Origin of the sequence: Salinicoccus halodurans, from assembly GCF_900114445.1 — a bacterium.
In the GTDB taxonomy this organism is placed as follows: domain Bacteria; phylum Bacillota; class Bacilli; order Staphylococcales; family Salinicoccaceae; genus Salinicoccus; species Salinicoccus halodurans.
Window position 1 is genome coordinate 154,115 of the sequence record NZ_FOTB01000001.1, and the last position, 18,744, is coordinate 172,858.

Below are 18,744 nucleotides of genomic sequence, written 5' to 3' on the forward strand. Positions count from 1 at the left end.
CTTACTCTTTATGAGCATACTGATCATTGATGATGATTTAGAAAGTAGCGTCAGAATAACTAATATTCTCAAACAATCCATACATTCAGATATTAAAATTTTGGAAGCAAGAAGTGCAACTGAAGGCCTAAAAATGGTAAAGGAAGATCGTCCGTTTATTGTTGTCACAGAACTATCTTTAAGTGATTCAACTGGTCTAGAGGTGGGCAAAAAGATATTATCAGAATTCAATGATATATTTGTCATTGCTATATCTCAGTTAAAAATGTTTGAACTAGTACAAGAGTCAATTAACAGTGGTTTTTCAGGATTTCATTTAAAGCCAGTAATAAAGAGTGAATTTTTATCTACAATAGAAAGATTGATATTATCAAGGACAATAATAAATAAGCAGGAAACTTCAATAATCCTGTCCGATAACGATAGTGATGAATTTAAAGCAGATATGTCTAAACCTATAAGTACAGCGATTGAGTACATCCGTTTGAACTATTTTAAATCTATTAATCTAAATGACATAGCAGATAAGGTTTATTTAAGTCCGTCACATTTTAGTAGGATGTTTAAAGAGGTTACAGATACCACCTTCATAGAATTTTTAACTGAAATAAGAATAGAAAAATCAAAATATTTTCTGAAATCAACTGACATGCCAATTGAAGTGATTGCACATAATATTGGTTTTTCAAGTGCTACATATTTTGCTACAACATTTAAAAAATCACAAGGTAAAACTCCTAGAGAATATAGAATTTTACATTTGAAACTAGATGCACACTAAATATTTTTATAGTGAATAGTAACACTTGAGTTGGGCTTTTTATTGACCGGGAACTTCTATAAATATATGATTGGACTGTTGTACAGTATAGGGACGGAGGTCTAAAATGAACCAATCTGGTTTTAATGTCTCCAATGAAAGCATCATCAGGAATGCCATCCAGGAAATGATTTTGAATAATGATCTGAAGCCCGGTGATAAACTGCCGAGTGAAAACGTGCTGGCTGATGAATATAAAGTGAAGCGGATTATTGTGAGGAATGCTTTGGTGCAGATGGAAAAGATGGGGATTCTCGGCAGCAGGCAGGGTGTCGGCCGTTTTGTAAAAGAGAAGATGCCTGTGATTGAACTGGATATGTCCGGACGTCGAAGTTTCTCAGACAAGATGAGGGAACAGGGTGTGCCGTATGAAAGCAGAGTGATTTTCGCGGGTTATGCGACGGACAAAGAGCAGGGGAAATATCGGGTGGCGTTTGGTTTGACTGATAATATTGCGATTTACAAAGTGGCGCGGCTGCGGATTGTCAATCATGTCCCCTGCGCACTTCACGTATCTTATATCCGGAAGGACGTTGTTCCGGAGATTGATGACGACAGGAATCAATTGAGTTCGTTGTTCAACTATTATAAAAAGAATGGCATTGTAAATTTGAAGTCCGTGGACACTCAGATACACACCGCTTTCCCGACACTGAACGAGCAGCGGAAACTCGAATGCCAGGAACTGGTGCCGCTGATTGTCTATGAATCGCAGACAGTGGATGAAGACACGGGCGATATAATAGAGCAGACACGGATCCTGTATAGAAGCGACCTGTTCAAGCACTCGCTGGGATCTGTGAATTAAGGGGTTTTATTCCATAATACGAGCGTACTGCGATGCAGTACGCTTTAAAATTATAAACATCATTTTTGGCTGAAGGCGATGTTCAAGCCGATAATGGCAAAGAGTGTGCCCTGCACGAGGTTGATTTTTCTGGATATGGTCGGGCTTTTGCGCAGCAGATTTCCTGCCTTTCCGGCAAACAGACTGATTAAAACAAAAATCACTAATGATATGAACAGGAATAAAAACCCATATACCAGCATTTGGACAGAGACGCTGCCGGTTTCATAATTGATGAATTGCGGGAAGAAGGCCAGGAAGAATAAGGCGACTTTCGGGTTCAGCAGGTTCATGATGATGCCTCTTTTGTATAAAGCCCTGTAGTTCAGGGAATCTTCGGTTTTGAGGTCGAATTTTCCACCTTTATCCCTGAAAGACTTGTATGCGAGGTATAGAAGATACGTTGCGCCTGCATATTTTACGATGTTGAAGGCTAAAGTCGAATGATAGATGATCGCAGATAACCCGATGGTGGCAGCGGTGATATGGACGAGTATGCCGGTACAGAGGCCGAGAGTAGTATAGACGCCTGCATTCTTTCCTTTTCCTATGCTTTGGGCCAGTACAAACAGGTTATCCGGGCCGGGTGCAAGCGTCAGTATTATGGCTGCACCCAAAAAGGATGCGATGGTCAGAAGCTCCAAGGCCGTCCCTCCTTATAATTTTATATTTTTTCAATTTTAACACAAATCGAGTGGGATAAACATCTCATGTTTTTTTTAAAATATGTATTGTGGTAGTATGAATTCCAACAGTAGACAAAGGGGAGATGGAGATGACAATTGAAAAAATCGCCGTTATCGGGGCAGGAAACGGCGGCATTACTGCAGCCGCCGATCTGACAAACAGGGGATTTTCAGTTTCCCTGTTTGATTCGCCGGATTTTTCGCAGAATCTGGAGGGGATCAGAAAAAGACGGCGAATAGTGCTTCAGGACGAGGATGGGGAGAAGTTCGTCGACTTCTCCAATGTCACGACGGATATTGAAGCGGCAGTGAGGGGTGCCGGAGTCATCATGCTGACAGTACCGGGCTTTGCGGTTGAAAATATTGCCGAACAGCTTGCGCCTGTCGTTGAAGAGGACCAGGTCATACTTCTGAACGGTGCAGGATCGATGGGATCTGTAAGATTTGTGAACCGGGCAAAAGAGATGGGCATTGATAAATCATTCGATATCGCAGAGACGAACTCGCTTACATACGGCACACGTGCGTTCCCGGAGGAAGCAAGGGTGGAGCTTTCTCTGTATGTGAAGAAACTGTTCTTCGCAGCTTATCCGGCATCTGAAACAGGCAGGCTGCTCAACATATGTTCGGAGCTGTATGACTGCTTTGTTCCGGCAGAGAGCGTCTGGCATACGACGCTTGAGAACGGCAATCCTGAAGTGCATCCCGGTCCCGCCCTGCTGAACGCCGGAAGGATCGACTATTCAAATGGAGAATTCTGGCTGTACAAAGAGGGAATCACAGAACATACCGTCAAATTATTAAACGCTATCGAGCAGGAACGGATATCCATCGGTAAATCTTTCGGCTACACTCTCGAAGATGCGGTCGAAAGCAGAGCGGGCAGAGGCTATTTCGAGGATGACGGACGCAGCCTGCAGGAATTATTCAATACGAGCGAAGTCTATACAAAGATAAAAGGACCTGTGTCAATAAACTCCAGATACTTTACGGAGGACATTTCAAACGGTCTGGTCTTATGGTCTGAGATGGGCAGGCTCGCTGGAGTAAGTACACCGAACATTGACGCTGTCATCACTCTGGGGAGCACTTTATTGGAAAAGGATTTTTACGCGTCGGGACTGACTCTGGAAAAACTGGGATTTTCCGGCCGGACACTGAATCAGGTGCTCGGCAGCGTCTGATTTAAATATTCTGTATAATAAGGGGCTTTGGATATATGAAGAGAGAACCGACATTTTTTGAATCTATATCATGCTTTATCGTGCTGGGACTGGTCATCGGCGTGGGATTTGGATATTTCGGAATCCCGATACAGCCTTTATTGCTGGTGTCAGCTGCATATGCTGCACTGATCGCCCTCCGGGTCGGCGTCTCATGGGATAAGATGGAGAAAGGAATCATCACCAGGCTGAAGACAGCCATGCCGGCAATCTTCATATTGTTTGCGGTTGGGATCATAATCGGCACTTGGATCTATTCCGGTACAGTGCCACTGCTCATATATTATGGTCTGCAGATCATCAGTCCTACATATTTCCTTGTAACGGCTTTCGTTATCGTAGCTGTCGTTTCAGTCGCTACGGGCACTGCCTGGGGGTCGACTGCCACAGCCGGCGTCGCCCTGATGGGAATCGCTGCAGAGCTCGATGTCTCCCTGGCCATGGCGGCCGGTGCAGTAATATCCGGCGGTGTATTCGGCGATAAGCTCTCACCGTTATCCGATACGACAAACCTTGCGCCGCTGGTCGTTGAAGTGAATCTTTATGAACACATCAAGCATATGCTCTGGACGACGGTGCCCGCTTCAATTGTCGGGCTGATCATCTGGTTTTTTGTGGGAATAAACACCGATTACTCGAATGCATCTTCAGGGAATGTAGACAGTTTACTGACCGAGCTGGATACGATATATAACTGGAATATATTCATGCTGATCCCGTTCGCGATCATTTTATGGGGTGCGTTTGCCAAAAAACCTGTAGTGCCGATGATGCTATTGTCATCAGTGGCGGCAGTTTTCATCGGCATGTTCTCAAACGGCTTCACACTGGTGGACGGCATGACTGCAATGGCTGACGGATTCAGCGTGGCGATGATAAATGATCCCGGATTTGATCCGGCATCATTGTCGGAAAATGTCACATCGCTGATTGTACGCGGCGGCATTTTTTCCATGACGACCATCGTAGTGACGATTTTCTGCGGCTATGCATTCGCAGGCATCGTTGAAGTGGCGGGCTGTCTGGATAAGATACTCAATACATTTTCCAGAATGGTCGAGTCGACGTGGAAACTGATCGGAGTCACGATTTTAGGAAGTGTAGTGATTGTGTTCACTGCAGGCGTCGCTTCGATTTCGATCATCATGGTCGGCGTTCTGCTGCAGGATGCCTACGCGAAGCAGGGGCTGCAAGCGAAGAATCTCTCCAGAACACTTGAGGATTCGGGAACTATGCTGCTGCCATTTGTGCCATGGGGCGTTTCGGGTATTTATTATCTGGAAGTGCTTGGCGTCAGCGTGGCGGATTATTGGATCTGGGCGATACCATGTTATCTCTGTGTCGTATTCGCGATGATTTATGCGGGAACAGGTATCGGTATTGCGAAATCAGAAGGGCAGACTGCGGTGAAGGCGGAATAGGATATATAATGAATTGGAATCTCCTGATAATTGTCGGGGGATTTTTTTATGGGTATTTTTGGCAGATGTCATTGTTACGACTGAAAAATCCAGGCAGATTTTTAAAATCTGCTTTTTTAATTCTGAAAAGATCAAATCGGACATTTTCGCCTATATATAAGGTAGAGGGGTTTTTATTAAAAGGAGGGATTTTATGTTTGTAACTGAAAGGAGAAAGTCTGCCAATCATATATATTTGGAGGTTTTGGAGACGCGCTCTGGGCTGTCCGGGAAAGAGAAGCGGGATTTGAAAAGATATCGGTCGGGATATGAGGGAGAGCGGGATTATGATGCTGTGCTGGAGGAAGTGGGACACAATCGGTTGTACGTTTTTCGTGATGTCTGGCTTGGAATCCGCGAGTCGAAAGTGCAGCTGGATACGTTGATAGTCGCAGATGATCGGTTGATAGTGAATGAGATTAAAAATTACAGCGGGAGTTATTCATATGAAGATGGGGTGTGGAAGGTGCGGGGGCATCAAATTTCCGAAGACCCGGTCAGCCAGGTTTCCATTGCCGTCAATAAGTTATTAAAGCTGCGCTACGATACAGGCGTGCATTTCGAAGTGCAGAAGGAAATTGTATTCGTGAATCCATATATGATATTTGATCACACGGATTATAAAAATCCGGAACTGTTTGTGATGCGGAACCGGTTGAAGCAGTATTTCCGGAGTCTGCATAACAATACTTCCGGTCATTCGGCAAAAGGGTTGGCGGAGGAAGTTGCCAGGCGGATCATCAAGCCGCCGCATCCGGTTTCTGTGAATGAGAGTGCGAAGGTGAGATTCGGGGTGAACTGCCATAAGTGCAGCAGCTTCGATATTATGATTAAGCGATTCTGTTCTGAGTGTCAGGCGTGTGGCTGTGTAGAACCATTTGAGCGGCTGATTGTCCGGGCCGCGATTGAGTTTTCTGTTTTATTCCCGGGCGAGAAAATGACACGCAGGAAAATCCATGAATTTTTAGGAGGAGCTATCAATTGCCAGTCAGTTCAGCGGCGATTGAGTCGATACTTTGTAAAGGAAGGTGACGGAAAACAGAGCCATTACCTCGTTCCAGAACATGATTTAAAGAAAGTCCTGATTGAAGGAGGGTATGACTCGAGTTATGAGCATGACCAGGATTTCATATCTACGAATAAAGATCGTGTACCCGAAAGCGGCGTATCACATCTACGAATAAAGATCGTGTACCCGAAAGTGGCATATCACGTCTACGAATGCAAATAGTAGACTCGCAAACGTGCAGCCGGAGCGGATGACTTACAAATGGTCATGCGCTCTTTATTTTCTCAACAGTTCTTTTACATACTTTACAGAACCTTAAAGTTCGTAAGCTTGGCAACAAGTTAGAGTGTAGTTAAGGAGGTTGAGTTGATGAAGAAAAAACGGTGGTCTCAACTATTTATAAAGTATGGAAGAGATGAAGCGGTACAATTTTTTGATACATACCAAAGCGTGGTCCCGTACGATATCATTTCGGAGCCGACAGAAGGTCTGACGATGATCAAAGTAAGGGAACACGCGGAGAACAGCCTGTTCTACATGGGCGAGGTGCTGGTGACTGAAACGAAGATCCGTCAGAATCAGACGGTGGGTCTGGGTGTGGTCAAAGGGTCGGATGCGGAGCTCAGCATGGCGGCCAGTTTTATCGATCTTTGCCTGAGCCTTGGCACGCTGGATGAAGAACTTGCAGAAATTCTTGAAGCTCTGGAAATAAAGGAATACGTATATACAGAAAACAGGACGAAAGAGATTTTGAAGACTAAAGTCGATTTCGACATGATGACGGAATAAGGAGGAACAGCTGATGACGACAATGGTTCATAATACGCAAAAGCATTACCGCGAGCTGGTGGATCTGTTCAGCAGACCGGGGGAGGTTAGGATTTCCACTTTCGATATACCGAATTTCACGAATTTCCCGGATGCCGTACTGGCGACGGTGCTGACTTTATTCGACAATGAAATCACTTTTTATACGCAGGATCAGAAGAACCCGGGTGAGTTCCAGACTTTGACTGGCGGCCAGTTTTCAGAAAATCTTTCCGAAGCGGACTACGTTGTTGTAAAGGAGCACGAACTGACCGAAGACGTGATGCGGTCACTAAAAACCGGTACGTTGGGTTCTCCTGAAAAGTCGGCGACGCTGATCATTGAAGTGGATTCGATCGGCGAAGGCCGGAAGTATTCACTCAAAGGTCCGGGAATAAAAACGGCGAATGAAATTGAAATGACTTTCGACCCGAAATGGATGATTCATAGAATGGAACTCTGCAGCGAATTCCCGCTCGGCATCGATATGATCCTGATCGACCGGCGCAACCAGCTGACGGTGATTCCGAGAACGACGATTACGGAGGTGGAATAGATGGGTTATGTTGCGGTCAAAGGCGGGACGAAAGCGATCCAGGCGTCCGTCGATATGTATAAGAATAAAAAATACATTCCCGGAATGGAAATCAGTGCGGAACATGTGAAGGCGAATATGAACCAGCTGATCAACCAGGTGATGTCGGAAGCGAGTCTGTACGACAGGGAGCTGGCGTCGCATGCCATCAAACAGGCTGAAGGCAATATGGAAGAGGCGGTGTTCCTGCTTCGTGCGCACCGTTCGACGCTGCCGAGGCTCTATTATTCGACAGTGACGAATACGCGTGAAATGTTCGTGGAGCGCCGGGTGTCGGCGAGTTTCAAAGATATACCGGGCGGTCAGATTCTGGGTGCGTCCCCGGACTTCACCCACAGACTGCTGGATGACTCGGTCACTTACGGCAGCGAGGAAACAGAAGGGGACATCCCGCCTGATTACAACTACGAGCTGAACAATCTGCCGAAGGTGATCGACTACCTCGAGTCGGAGGGTTTATTTACAAAAGAGCCGGAAGATAATTCGACGCCTGACGACATCACGAAACGTTCCATCGAATTTCCGAGTTCCCGGAGCGAGCGGCTCCAGTCGCTGACACGCGGACAGACCGGAGCGGTAACCTCGCTCGGCTATGTGGAAATCAGAGGCTACGGCTATTCTTCACATCCGAACATCGGAGAGGTGAGGGTCGGTCAGCAGCCGGTCCATATCGATCCGGCGGGTGACGGTGATGCATATTACATCGGTGATGTTGAACTGACTGAAGTGGAGGCGTTCATGCCGGCGGATGAGGCGGAAACTGCAGGTGAAAGAGCACACGAAAAGACGTTCAAGATCGGCTACGGCCTCACATTCGGCCAGAATGAGACGAAGACGATTGCGATGAGCGTACTGGACTACAGCCTGAGTCATCCTGCGGAGGCATCGCCGACAGCGGACGATGAATTTGTCCTGCTGCATATCGATTCTGTCGAATCGACAGGATTCATCTCACACCTGAAGCTGCCCCATTACGTAACATTCCAGTCCGTACTGGACCGGGTCAGACAGACGAAAGGAGGCAGGGACTGATGAAGCAGAATTATGCCTTTTTAGATGAAAACTCCAAAAAGGAGATCAGACGAAAAACGTTGAAAGCGATCGCCATCCCGGGCTACCAGGTGCCTTTCGCATCGAGGGAGCTTCCGATCGCCCGGGGCTGGGGTACGGGCGGACTGCAGCTGACGCTGTCGCTCGTCGGACAGTCGGACACCGTCAAAGTGATCGATCAGGGATCGGATGAATCGGTGAATGCGGTGAATATCCGCAAGCTGATCCAGGACACGACCGATGTGCAGGATACCATTTACACGGACGCCGCGACACTCATCCAGTCGAGGCACCGCATCCCTGAAGTGCCGCTCAAACCGTACCAGATACTGGTGCTGCAGGTGCCGCTTCCGGAACCGCTCCGGCCGGTGGAGCCGTCGGAACGCATCACGAAGATGCTGCATGCGGACAGGGAATACAGCGGTGCATGGCTGAGGCTGTTCGAGCAGATCATGAAATACGGCTCGATTACCGATGACGCCGACTATCCGGTACTGGTGAACGGCCGCTACGTTATGGCACCGAGCCCGATTCCGAGGTTCGACAATCCCAAGATGGAGAACAACGACGGACTGATCCTGCTTGGCGCAGGACGGGAGAAGAAAATATATGCAGTGCCGCCGTACACGAAAGTGACCCCGCTCGCATTCGAAGATTATCCGTTCGAAGTGGAATCCTTCGACGGCATTACATGCCGGGAATCCGGACTGACGGGCGTCTACATGGATGAGCTGGTGAATGAAGAGACCGGTGAGACGTACTACGTCACGAACGATACGAGCTACATGCTTGAAGAAATGAATAAGGAAGGATCTGTGAGATGAAACAAAAGGAGAATATCACACTAAGCGTGAAAAATGTCAGCAAACTTTACGGAGACGGATGTGCGTACTGCGCGGAAACGGATGCGGTGCTGGATAAGAATGTCTGTCCGGAGTGCCGCACGGTTCACGCCTGCCGGGATGTATCCTTCGATCTCCACAGCGGTGAAATCCTAGGTATCGTCGGTGAGAGCGGCAGCGGAAAAAGTACACTGATGAAGATGCTTTATTTCGATCAGGAAGCTTCAAGGGGCAGTTACCACATTTCGGACTATGACACCAGCCAGTCCAACGTCTTCGGGCTGTCCAGCCAGGCGAAGCGGCAGATCCGCAATGAAATCCTCGGCATGGTCTATCAGAATCCTGTGTACGGCCTCGAGATGGACTTTTCATCCATGAGCAACATCGCGGAAAAACTGATTGCGGCAGGCTCAAGAAATGTCGGTGAAATGACCGGGACAGGCGACCATTTCCTCGATAAGGTGAACATTCCGCTCAACCGCAAGTTCGATCCGCCGATCAATTTCTCGGGCGGCATGCAGCAGCGGGTGCAGATTGCGAAGGCGCTCTCCAACTATCCGCCGGTTCTGCTGCTTGACGAAGTGACGACGGGGCTCGACCTCTCGGTCCAGGCGGATGTCCTGGAACTGATCAAAGAGATCCAGCGTGAAATGGGCATCAGCATGGTGGTCGTGTCGCATGACCTTGCAATCATACGCATGCTTTGCGACCGCACGATGGTCATGTTGAACGGTGAGGTCATCGAAGCGGGAATCACAGATCAAATTTTGGAAGATCCACAGCATGCCTATACGCAGCAGCTGGTCTACTCAATCCTTTAGGAGGACGGGCATTTGAAAGCAATCATAAATGGAAACGTCATTACAGAAACAGGAATCATCGAAAACGCGGCAGTGTTCATCGAGGACCAGTACATCGTGGACATCATGCCGATGGCGGAAGCCGGCGCGGAACTTCTGGATGTGAATAAAACCATCGATGCCAGGGGCGGATACATCTCCCCGGGGTTCATCGATATCCATTCGGACTACATCGAAGGCATCGTGGCGCCGCGCCCGACATCCCTGATGGACGTCAATATCGGCATCCGTGAATCAGAACGCATTTTGAGCTCTCACGGCATCACGACGATGTTCCATTCGTTGTCCATATACCGTGAAGATCTGTTCGGGCATAAGCCGATCCGTGAACCGGAAAATGTTCAAAGGTTGATTGAAGCGATCGCCCGGACGCATGGCGAGAAGCACCTGATCCGCCACCGTCTGCACGCACGGTTTGAACTCGATGCGCTCTCCCAGCTGCCTTTATTGAAAAGCCATATTGAAAAAGGTAATGTGCACCTTTTGAGTTTCATGGACCATACACCGGGCCAGGGCCAGTACCGCAACATGTCGGTCTACAAAGATACGATGAAAAGCTATCAGAACATGAGTGATACGGAAATCGAACAGAAGATGATGGACAAGCTCGACTACGAACATATCAGCTATGACGAGATGAAGGAATTGTCCGATTTGGCACAGTCGAAAAACATCGCGGTCGCGTCCCACGATGATGATTACATCGAACGGATCGAATTCAATGAAAGCTTGGGCACGACGATCAGCGAATTCCCGATCACTATAGAAGTGGCGAAGTATGCCTACGGGAAGGGCCAGCATACGATTGCCGGTGCACCGAACATCATGCTGGGCGGTTCGCATTCCGGGAATCTGAATGCGGCGGAAGCGATTGCGGAAGGCTGCATCTCGATATTATGCAGCGACTATTACCCTGCCGCGATGCTGCATTCGGTGTTCAAGCTGCATGAGGAGGCAGGCATGCCTCTGGAGGAAGCAATCAAACTGATTACGCTGAATCCGGCTGAAGCTGTCAACATGGACCATGAAATAGGTTCGATCCGGGAAGGCAAGAAGGCGGACATCAACGTGATTCAATTCAATGAAGGTTATCCGGTCATCACAGAATGCATCGTGGACGGAGCCGTCATTTCCCGCTACCATTACCGAATTGATGAGGAGGCGTGAATATGCTGAGCGTGGAAAATATAACAAAATCATTTACGATCCATCATCTGGATCAGACAAGAAAAGCGATCGGGGAAATCAATCTTCATGTGAACAAAGGTGAATTTCTGGGCATCGTCGGCAGGAGCGGAAGCGGCAAGTCCACAATCTTGAAGAGCATCTACGGCACATATATGCCGGAGGAAGGTGCCATCATGTACCATTCGAAGGAAAACGGACCGGTCAATATTCTGGAAATAAACGACTATGAACTGATCAGGCTGCGCAAGACTGAAATCGGCTATGTGTCCCAGTTCCTGAAAGTGATGCCGCGGACGACGAGCCTGGAACTTGTGACGGAGTCGCTGCTTGAAATGGGCGAATCGAAAGAGCATGCGCTTGAAAAAGCGAAGGATGCCCTGCGCCATTATGATATTCCCGAGTCTCTGTGGGATAACTATCCGAATACATTTTCCGGCGGCGAAAAGCTGCGGCTCAATATCGCCCGTGCGACGGTCAAGGCACCGAGGCTTTTATTGCTCGATGAACCGACGGCGTCCCTCGATAATGATTCAAAGCTGAAAGTCCGCGAAGCGATTGCGAGATTGAAAGCGGACGGCACGACACTGATCGGTATCTTCCACGATTTGGAATTCATGGATGGTCTGTGCGACAGTGTGTTCGATATGTCGGATAAAGCGCTGAGGTATGTGCAATGACGCTGATTGACCTGCATGTCCACAGCAGTCTGTCGGACGGCTCGGACTCATACAGGAAGGTGCTGGAGGTGGCGAAGGAGAAAGATGTGGCAGTTCTGAGTTTCGTCGACCATGACATTACGGCCACATATCGTCCTGCTTCGCGCGTTGCAGGTGAATTCGGCATCAAATTGATTCCCGGCATTGAAATTTCGGCGTATGACTTTAAAAGAAACCGCAAAGTGCATGTGCTCGGCTACGACTATGATCTGAATGCCGAAAATATCCATGAACTGACCAAGCCGCTTCTTCGGCGCCGCCATGCACACTCACTCCGGCAGATCGAGCAGATCAGGGCGTTTGGCGTCGATGTGGATGTCGAGCGGATCGCTTCAAGGCTCGGCGGGGCACAGACAATCTATAAGCAGCACATCATGGAAGAGATTACGGATGCGCCCTTTACTTCAGAAGAATATCAGAATCTGTATAGAAAGCTGTTCAAGGGTGACGGTCCCGCGGCTGGAGATATCAGATACATCGATGTGAAGGACGCAATCCGTGCCGTCAAGGCCGACGGTGGTTTTGCCGTGATTGCCCATCCGGGGCAGCTCGACAGCTACGCCATGATAGAAGAATGTGTGGAAATTGGAATTGACGGCATCGAGCAGTTTCATCCGGACCATACGGCAGAGGATTTTGAGCGTGTCCAGGCGCTTGCGGACCGGTTTGATCTGTTCACTACCGGCGGGTCGGACTATCACGGACACTTCGGGGCAAAAGTGGATGTGGGGATTGATAAGAATCTATTAACAAATCTTCCCTTTGATTAATTTTAGTATAAGAACTGTTAAGTATATGTAAATCATGTTTACTGAGGGCGCAAAACAAAGTTTAATGAAGAAGTAATAAAAATTAAGGAGTTGTATGAACTTATGAAAAAGTGGTTGTTGGGTCTGGCATCTCTATCTTTGGTATTATCCGCGTGCAGTAATAATGAAGGCGGCGATGAAGCGAACGCGGACAGCAAGTCAGGCGGCGGGGACGACACGCTGACGATGGTATGGTATCCGAACGAATCGGGCAACGAACTCAAAGATGCACGTGACGAAATCGGCGGCATCATCGAAGAGGCGACAGGCAAGACGGTTGAGCACGAATTGACTACAGACTACGCGATCGCAATTGAAAGCCTTGTAAACGACAATGCAGATATAGCTTTCACGGGTGCCGAAGGCTACATACAGGCTAAAGAGAGGAACGACGCGATCGAACCGATGGTTGTCCCATCCGGCGAAAGCGGCACACTGGATGACGCAATGTACTACAGCTGGTTTGCGGCACTTCCTGAAAACATGGAGCAGTACGAAGGGGAAGACGGTGAATATGCACTGGATAACTTCAAGGACAAGAAATTCTCATTCGTGTCCGCATCTTCCACATCCGGATTCAAAGTGCCCGGCTCAACACTCGTCAGCCACTTTGGTGAGCAGGAAGGATACGAAGACCTTTCAATCGAGAACATTTCACAAAACGGCAATCTTTTCTCAGAAGTTATGTTCGGCAACTCCCACCAGGGGTCGGCCGTGAACCTGCTGACAGAAAAAGCGGATCTTGCTGCATTCTGTGACACATGTGTGGAAAACTACGTTGAACTCTCCGAAGGTGAAGAGAACACGGTAGGAGCCATATACAAAGTTTCCGAAGATGCAGCGGCACCATTTGAAAACCTTGCAGGCGAAGAGTTCGGAATCCTTTCGGCAACGCCGGTTCTGAATGCACCTTTTGTTGCCAACACGAACACATTGAGTGAAGAGGAAATCACAGAAATCACAGAAGTCATGGCATCAGAAGAAGTGGCAAACAACGAAAAGATCTTCGTTCCTGAAGATGCCGAGGGCGGATTGTTCACGAAAAGCGCAGATGAAAAATTCGTTGAGGTCGAAGATGAATGGTTCGACCCGGTCAGAGAACTTGGACAATAAAAGGAATCAATGAAGGGGGAGGAGGGGCGCGCCTCTCCTTCTTTTATATGGAGGGTAATTTTCAATGGCAGTTAAAACAAAAGAAAGACCGTTAGCCACACAGCCCGCGAAGAAGACGGACGGCATCGTTTTTCCGTTTGATTTGGAAAAGCAGGAACAGCAGGAAAACGGCCGCAGCGACGCACCTGTCATCATGTCGGTCGACAATATCGACAAAGCATATTCAGGGAAGAAAAAAGTGCTCAAAGACGTAACGTTCGATATCAGGCAGGGTGAAGTCCTGTCCATCATCGGGCCGTCGGGTGCGGGCAAATCCACTTTGCTCCGCGTCATCAACAGGATGATCGAGCCGTCGGACGGGAAGATCACTTTCCAGGGGAAAGAGACGCTTTCCATGAAAGGGAAGGAACTCCGCAGCATGCGTACGGACATCGGCATGATTTTCCAGCACTATAACCTGGTCGACAAGCTGAGTGTATTTGAAAATGTGCTTCACGGGCTCCTCGGCTATAAAAACAGTCTCCAGGGGATATTCTCCCTTTATTCAGAAGCGGAAAAGAAGCGTGCAATCGAAATCATTTCGGAGCTTGGCATCGAAGAGCAGATTTATAAGCGCTGCGATGAATTGAGCGGCGGACAGAAGCAGCGTGTCGGAATCGCGCGTGCGCTGATCCAGGACCCGAAGATCATACTGTGTGATGAACCGATCGCATCCCTCGACCCGAATGCGTCCAAAGTGATCATGGAATATCTGCGCCGGATTTCCCGTGAGCGGGATATAACGATCATTGTGAATCTGCACCAGCTGGATGCGGCGAAACAGTATTCGGACCGGATCATCGGCCTGAACGACGGCAATATCGTATATAACGGCGCACCGGATGCGATCGACTCTGACGCGATCACCCGCATTTACGGATCGAAGCTAGACGAATTGATTGTGGAGTAGGTGGATGGATATGGATAAGACGAACATGCAGCATGCGAATGATGTGAATGTCATCCGTAAAAAGCATATGAAACTGTTTTTCGCCGGTGTAATCATCATTGCCCTTGTGTTCGGTGCGGGGGCAGTGACGAATTATAATCACATTGAAGGATTGATGTCGATTCCGGCAGCTTTCCAGTGGCTGTTTGCCAACATGATGTTCAGCGGCAGCACTCTGGCCAACCTGTCGAATGTGCTGAGGCTGCTTTGGGAAACGATCCTGATTTCGATTGTGTCGACGACGACTGCTGCAGTATTCGCCGGTGTTTTTGCGATTATGGGATCGAAATTGACAGCCATCAACCCGGTGGTGATGTATGCCGCCAAACTGGCTGCTTCTGTTTCGCGTAACATCCCTGTTGTGGCATGGGCACTGATTCTCGTGATTAGCTTCGGTACGAATGCGGCAACGGGGTTCCTGGCGCTGTTCTTCGCAACGTTCGGTTTCCTGGTGCGTGCATTCATCGAGACGATCGATGAAGCTTCAGGTGATACAGTGGAGGCATTGAAAGCGACAGGCGCAACATATCCGCAGGTCATCGCAAAAGCGGTGATTCCTGAAGCGATGCCGCAGATGTTCAGCTGGGTGCTGTTCATGATCGAGACGAATATCAGAAGTGCCACACTGGTCGGGTTGCTGACAGGCACGGGAATCGGATATCTTTTCGACCTGTACTACAAACAGCTGAACTATGAGATGGTATCGCTGATCACGCTCGCAATCGTCATTGCAGTGCTGATCATCGAATGGATATCGAACCTCATCAGAAGGGAGATATTATAATGGAGAGTCTGATAGAGAAAAACGGCAAAGGCAGAATCAAGATCAGCCAGCCGAACAGCGGACAGCTGAAATTCAGGATGCTGATGATCGGCACTGCCATTTTTACAGTCGCCGGATTCTTTCTGCTCGACTACAGCGGACTCGAGCTGTGGCCGGCGATTATCGGGACACTTGAAAACCTGAAGACGATGTTTCTGCAGCCGCAGCTGAACCAGGTGAACTTCGGTTCGGCGATGTATCAGGTGCTGGTGACATTGTCGCTCGCCTTCCTGTCGACGATTCTGGGCGCCGTCATTTCACTGTTCCTCGCATTCGGTGCGGCAGTGAATCTGTCGCGGCCCTGGATCAGCCGGGTGATCAAAGGTTTCATCACAGTCATCCGGGCTGTGCCAACAGTGCTGTGGGTACTGATCTTCGCCATCGCAGCCGGACTCGGCGCAGTGGCCGCAGTCATCGGGATGCTGTTCCATTCGGTGGCCTATCTGGTGAAGGCATATTCGGAAGCATTCGAGGAGATTGACGAAGGAAAGATAGAAGCACTGCGTGCGACAGGTTCCGGCTACCCGCATATACTTTTCCAGGTCGTCGTACCGCAGACCAAATCATTCTTGATCGCCTGGACGTTTTTGAGATTTGAAATAAACTTCGGAGTCGCCGTCGCAATGGGCGCCGCAGCCGGTGCCGGCGGGATCGGCTATGAACTCTTCATGTCCAGCTCATTTTATTACGATATGAACGAAGTCGGCATGATCACATATATGATATTGATTGTTGCAGTGATTTTGGAGCTCGTTGCGAATAAACTGAAGAGTGCAGCATAGATTGAGATTGACTAAAACCACCCGTGGAGGGTGGTTTTCCTCTGTTTATGGCGTTTTGCAGGGGTCCGACGTCCAGCAAACAGCTTTGCTGGACGTCGGGAGCGCTGCGAAGTCCGGCAAATGATGTAGCTGGACGTCGCATAAGATTCGAAGTCCATCAACCAACAAAAACGACCAGCGAAAATTAATCGCTGGTCGTTTTCAATCTATGTTTCTAACACACCGAGTCATTCGACTTCGGTACGGATAATCCGAATAAAGGACGCAGGTACAATGCGAGGAATGTTCCGCCGATTGCCATGATGCCCCAGATGTATCCGTGGAGGCTGAATGATGCGATGCCGCCGAAGTATGCACCGATGTTACATCCGAATGCGAGGCGTGCACCGTATCCCATCAACAGCCCGCCGATGACGGATGCGAAGAAATTGCCTTTTGTTATTTTCGTAAATTTGAACAGGCCGCCTGCAGCTGAAGCGATGAAGGCGCCGAGTATCACACCAAGGTTGAGCACTGTCGTGGAGTCTGCAAATATTGAGGACTGCAGCGCGGTTGCTGCTTCGCCCTGCCAGTATCCCCAGCTCGCGACATCGACTCCGAAGAACTGTGCCACTTTTGAGCCCCACAGTGCAAATGCGGAAGTGATGCCCCACGGCTGACCGCGTGTCATGAGCGTAAGTGCGTTCAGTACCGCAAGTGCAATCGCTGCTGCAAACATCGGCCATGATCCTCTGAAGATCCTCTTCCAGCCCTGTGCGGATGGCAGCGGCGCGACTTTTGGTGATTTCCTTTTCTTTTCAACAATGATTGTAATCAGTGCGATGAGTCCGAAAATCAGCAGTGACACAATCCAGGCACCGCCGTAACCGAGACCTGTCGAAGTCGCAAGCGAAACGGGCTCTGCTGAAGGGAGATCTTCTGTCCAGAACGGCAGATGATACGCGCCGATTGTTGTACCGATGATGAAGAACAGCAGTGTGATGAACATTACGGAGCGCCCGCCGCCGATGGCGTAAAGTGTACCGGAGGCACATCCGCCGCCAAGCTGCATGCCGATACCGAATATGAATGCGCCGACGATCAGACTGACACCGACCGGCGAAACATAGCCTGCGACACTTTCACCGAAGAATGACAGGCCGAACGCAAGAATCGGTGCGAATAAAGTCACCGCAACCGCGAGCATCAGCATGTGTGACCGGAGTGCCTGTCCGTTGCCGACAGACATCAGCCGTCTGAATGCTGAGGTAAATCCAAACCGTGCATGGAATAGTGTGTATCCGAGCAGCAGTCCGAGTATCAACAGGACCGGCTGGATGACTGACTGTGCAATGGCTAAATATATGAATAAAACAAGACTGACGAGAATTCCGCCGGCAATCAGTGATTTCTGCGGTGCATTCAATGCAGGAGATCTGTACACCGGATCTTTCTGTTCACTGACCGGCTGGACTGGCTGAACATGGCTGACCATTTATAATTCATCCTTTTCTTAGCAAATTAATATGATTTAAATATTATAGTATTTTGCTATGGATAAGTCAATGGAAGGGTCTGCTCCGGAAATTCTGTCGGGAGCTGTGGGTTTTTATTCTTAACAAAACATTCAATATTTCACATGTTACTATAGTTTAAATTTCCATCATAAAGGAAGATATCAGTGTAATGCTAATTTAATGAAGGAGTGGTCATTTTAGGTAGATTGGATAATCATGTCATTTTGATTACAGGTGCCGGTTCGGGCCTTGGCCAGGCGACAGCGGTCGAGGCGGCGATGGTTGAAGGTTCATTGAAACAGATGGGCGGTGAAAACTGGGAAGAGGCCGGCAAGGAATTCGTCAGCGTGAACCCGATGAAACGTTTCGGGGAACCGGAGGAAGTGGGCAACCTTGTTACGTTCCTGCTTTCAAATGAAGCGACATTCAGCAATGCAGCCGTCATTCCGATTGACGGCGGGCAATCCTACAAATATTGATTGATAATGAGGAGATGCATCCAATTACGGGTGTATCTTTTTTATTTATGGGATCACGATGTCCGATAAAGCGGTGTTATCGGCTACAGTGAAATTACAATGTCCGATAAAGCAGCTTGCTGAATTTATTATGAAAAATCGGAATTCCTCT

General features: G+C 48.7%; 20 protein-coding genes. 18 read left to right on the top strand and 2 right to left on the bottom strand.

Going from position 1 to position 18,744, the window contains the following annotated elements:
- Positions 1–10: 10 nt before the first annotated feature.
- Both BM271_RS00745 and BM271_RS00750 read left to right on the top strand, forming a co-directional pair.
- Positions 11–781, top strand: coding sequence for a helix-turn-helix domain-containing protein (locus BM271_RS00745; RefSeq protein ID WP_046789739.1), 771 nt, complete (start codon positions 11–13; stop codon positions 779–781).
- A gap of 106 nt (positions 782–887) precedes the next feature.
- Positions 888–1,628, top strand: coding sequence for a GntR family transcriptional regulator (locus BM271_RS00750; RefSeq protein WP_046789740.1), 741 nt, complete (start codon positions 888–890; stop codon positions 1,626–1,628).
- 59 nt (positions 1,629–1,687) lie between these two features.
- Here the strand turns inward: BM271_RS00750 and BM271_RS00755 are convergent, their stop codons facing one another.
- Positions 1,688–2,311, bottom strand: a complete 624-nt coding sequence (locus tag BM271_RS00755; RefSeq protein ID WP_046789741.1) for a LysE family translocator — start codon at positions 2,309–2,311, stop codon at positions 1,688–1,690.
- A gap of 131 nt (positions 2,312–2,442) precedes the next feature.
- On the opposite strand from BM271_RS00755, the gene BM271_RS00760 reads away from it, so the two are divergent.
- From BM271_RS00760 to BM271_RS00830, 15 genes are all read left to right on the top strand, one after another.
- Entirely contained in the window at positions 2,443–3,537 is a 1,095-nt protein-coding gene (locus BM271_RS00760) for an NAD/NADP octopine/nopaline dehydrogenase family protein (protein WP_046789742.1), read from the top strand.
- Positions 3,538–3,572: 35 nt separating this feature from the next.
- Positions 3,573–4,997 carry a Na+/H+ antiporter NhaC gene (nhaC, locus tag BM271_RS00765; RefSeq protein ID WP_046789743.1) on the top strand — a complete coding sequence of 475 codons (1,425 nt, stop codon included), beginning with the start codon at positions 3,573–3,575 and terminating at the stop codon, positions 4,995–4,997.
- 193 nt (positions 4,998–5,190) lie between these two features.
- A complete protein-coding gene (locus BM271_RS00770; RefSeq protein WP_074924519.1) occupies positions 5,191–6,267 on the top strand; it encodes a nuclease-related domain-containing protein in 1,077 nt (358 codons plus the stop codon).
- A 147-nt stretch (positions 6,268–6,414) separates the two neighbouring features.
- Positions 6,415–6,834: a phosphonate C-P lyase system protein PhnG gene (locus BM271_RS00775; RefSeq protein WP_046789744.1), complete on the top strand. Its 420-nt coding sequence runs from the start codon at positions 6,415–6,417 to the stop codon at positions 6,832–6,834.
- Positions 6,835–6,847: 13 nt separating this feature from the next.
- Complete coding sequence (gene phnH / locus BM271_RS00780; protein WP_046789745.1) at positions 6,848–7,408, top strand: phosphonate C-P lyase system protein PhnH; 561 nt, start codon at positions 6,848–6,850, stop codon at positions 7,406–7,408.
- The gene (locus BM271_RS00785) at positions 7,409–8,479 is read left to right on the top strand and encodes a carbon-phosphorus lyase complex subunit PhnI (protein WP_046789746.1); all 1,071 of its coding nucleotides are present in this window, start codon (positions 7,409–7,411) and stop codon (positions 8,477–8,479) included.
- Positions 8,479–9,321: an alpha-D-ribose 1-methylphosphonate 5-phosphate C-P-lyase PhnJ gene (locus tag BM271_RS00790; RefSeq protein WP_046789747.1), complete on the top strand. Its 843-nt coding sequence runs from the start codon at positions 8,479–8,481 to the stop codon at positions 9,319–9,321. The genes BM271_RS00785 and BM271_RS00790 overlap by 1 nt, the downstream gene beginning before the upstream one ends.
- Positions 9,318–10,160: an ATP-binding cassette domain-containing protein gene (locus BM271_RS00795; protein WP_046789748.1), complete on the top strand. Its 843-nt coding sequence runs from the start codon at positions 9,318–9,320 to the stop codon at positions 10,158–10,160. Before BM271_RS00790 ends, BM271_RS00795 begins: the two co-directional genes overlap by 4 nt.
- A 12-nt stretch (positions 10,161–10,172) precedes the next feature.
- Positions 10,173–11,366, top strand: a complete 1,194-nt coding sequence (gene phnM, locus BM271_RS00800) for a phosphonate metabolism protein PhnM (RefSeq protein WP_046789749.1) — start codon at positions 10,173–10,175, stop codon at positions 11,364–11,366.
- Positions 11,367–11,368: 2 nt separating this feature from the next.
- On the top strand, positions 11,369–12,064 hold the full coding sequence (locus tag BM271_RS00805) for a phosphonate C-P lyase system protein PhnL (RefSeq protein ID WP_046789750.1): 696 nt from the start codon (positions 11,369–11,371) through the stop codon (positions 12,062–12,064).
- On the top strand, positions 12,061–12,873 hold the full coding sequence (locus BM271_RS00810) for a PHP domain-containing protein (RefSeq protein ID WP_046789751.1): 813 nt from the start codon (positions 12,061–12,063) through the stop codon (positions 12,871–12,873). Before BM271_RS00805 ends, BM271_RS00810 begins: the two co-directional genes overlap by 4 nt.
- A gap of 102 nt (positions 12,874–12,975) precedes the next feature.
- Positions 12,976–14,025, top strand: coding sequence for a PhnD/SsuA/transferrin family substrate-binding protein (locus BM271_RS00815; RefSeq protein ID WP_046789752.1), 1,050 nt, complete (start codon positions 12,976–12,978; stop codon positions 14,023–14,025).
- Between the two features lie 64 nt (positions 14,026–14,089).
- Positions 14,090–14,974, top strand: coding sequence for a phosphonate ABC transporter ATP-binding protein (gene phnC / locus BM271_RS00820; protein ID WP_082103652.1), 885 nt, complete (start codon positions 14,090–14,092; stop codon positions 14,972–14,974).
- A 4-nt stretch (positions 14,975–14,978) separates the two neighbouring features.
- Positions 14,979–15,797 (top strand): PhnE/PtxC family ABC transporter permease, encoded by an 819-nt coding sequence (locus BM271_RS00825; RefSeq protein ID WP_200795307.1) that lies wholly within the window; start codon positions 14,979–14,981, stop codon positions 15,795–15,797.
- Positions 15,797–16,618, top strand: coding sequence for a PhnE/PtxC family ABC transporter permease (locus BM271_RS00830; RefSeq protein ID WP_046789753.1), 822 nt, complete (start codon positions 15,797–15,799; stop codon positions 16,616–16,618). Before BM271_RS00825 ends, BM271_RS00830 begins: the two co-directional genes overlap by 1 nt.
- A gap of 214 nt (positions 16,619–16,832) precedes the next feature.
- Here BM271_RS00830 and BM271_RS00835 read toward each other — a convergent pair whose 3' ends face one another.
- A complete protein-coding gene (locus tag BM271_RS00835; protein WP_046789754.1) occupies positions 16,833–18,092 on the bottom strand; it encodes a YeeE/YedE family protein in 1,260 nt (419 codons plus the stop codon).
- Positions 18,093–18,302: 210 nt separating this feature from the next.
- Between BM271_RS00835 and BM271_RS00840 the strand changes: the two genes are divergently transcribed.
- Positions 18,303–18,593, top strand: coding sequence for an SDR family oxidoreductase (locus BM271_RS00840; protein ID WP_234960354.1), 291 nt, complete (start codon positions 18,303–18,305; stop codon positions 18,591–18,593).
- Positions 18,594–18,744: the final 151 nt, after the last annotated feature.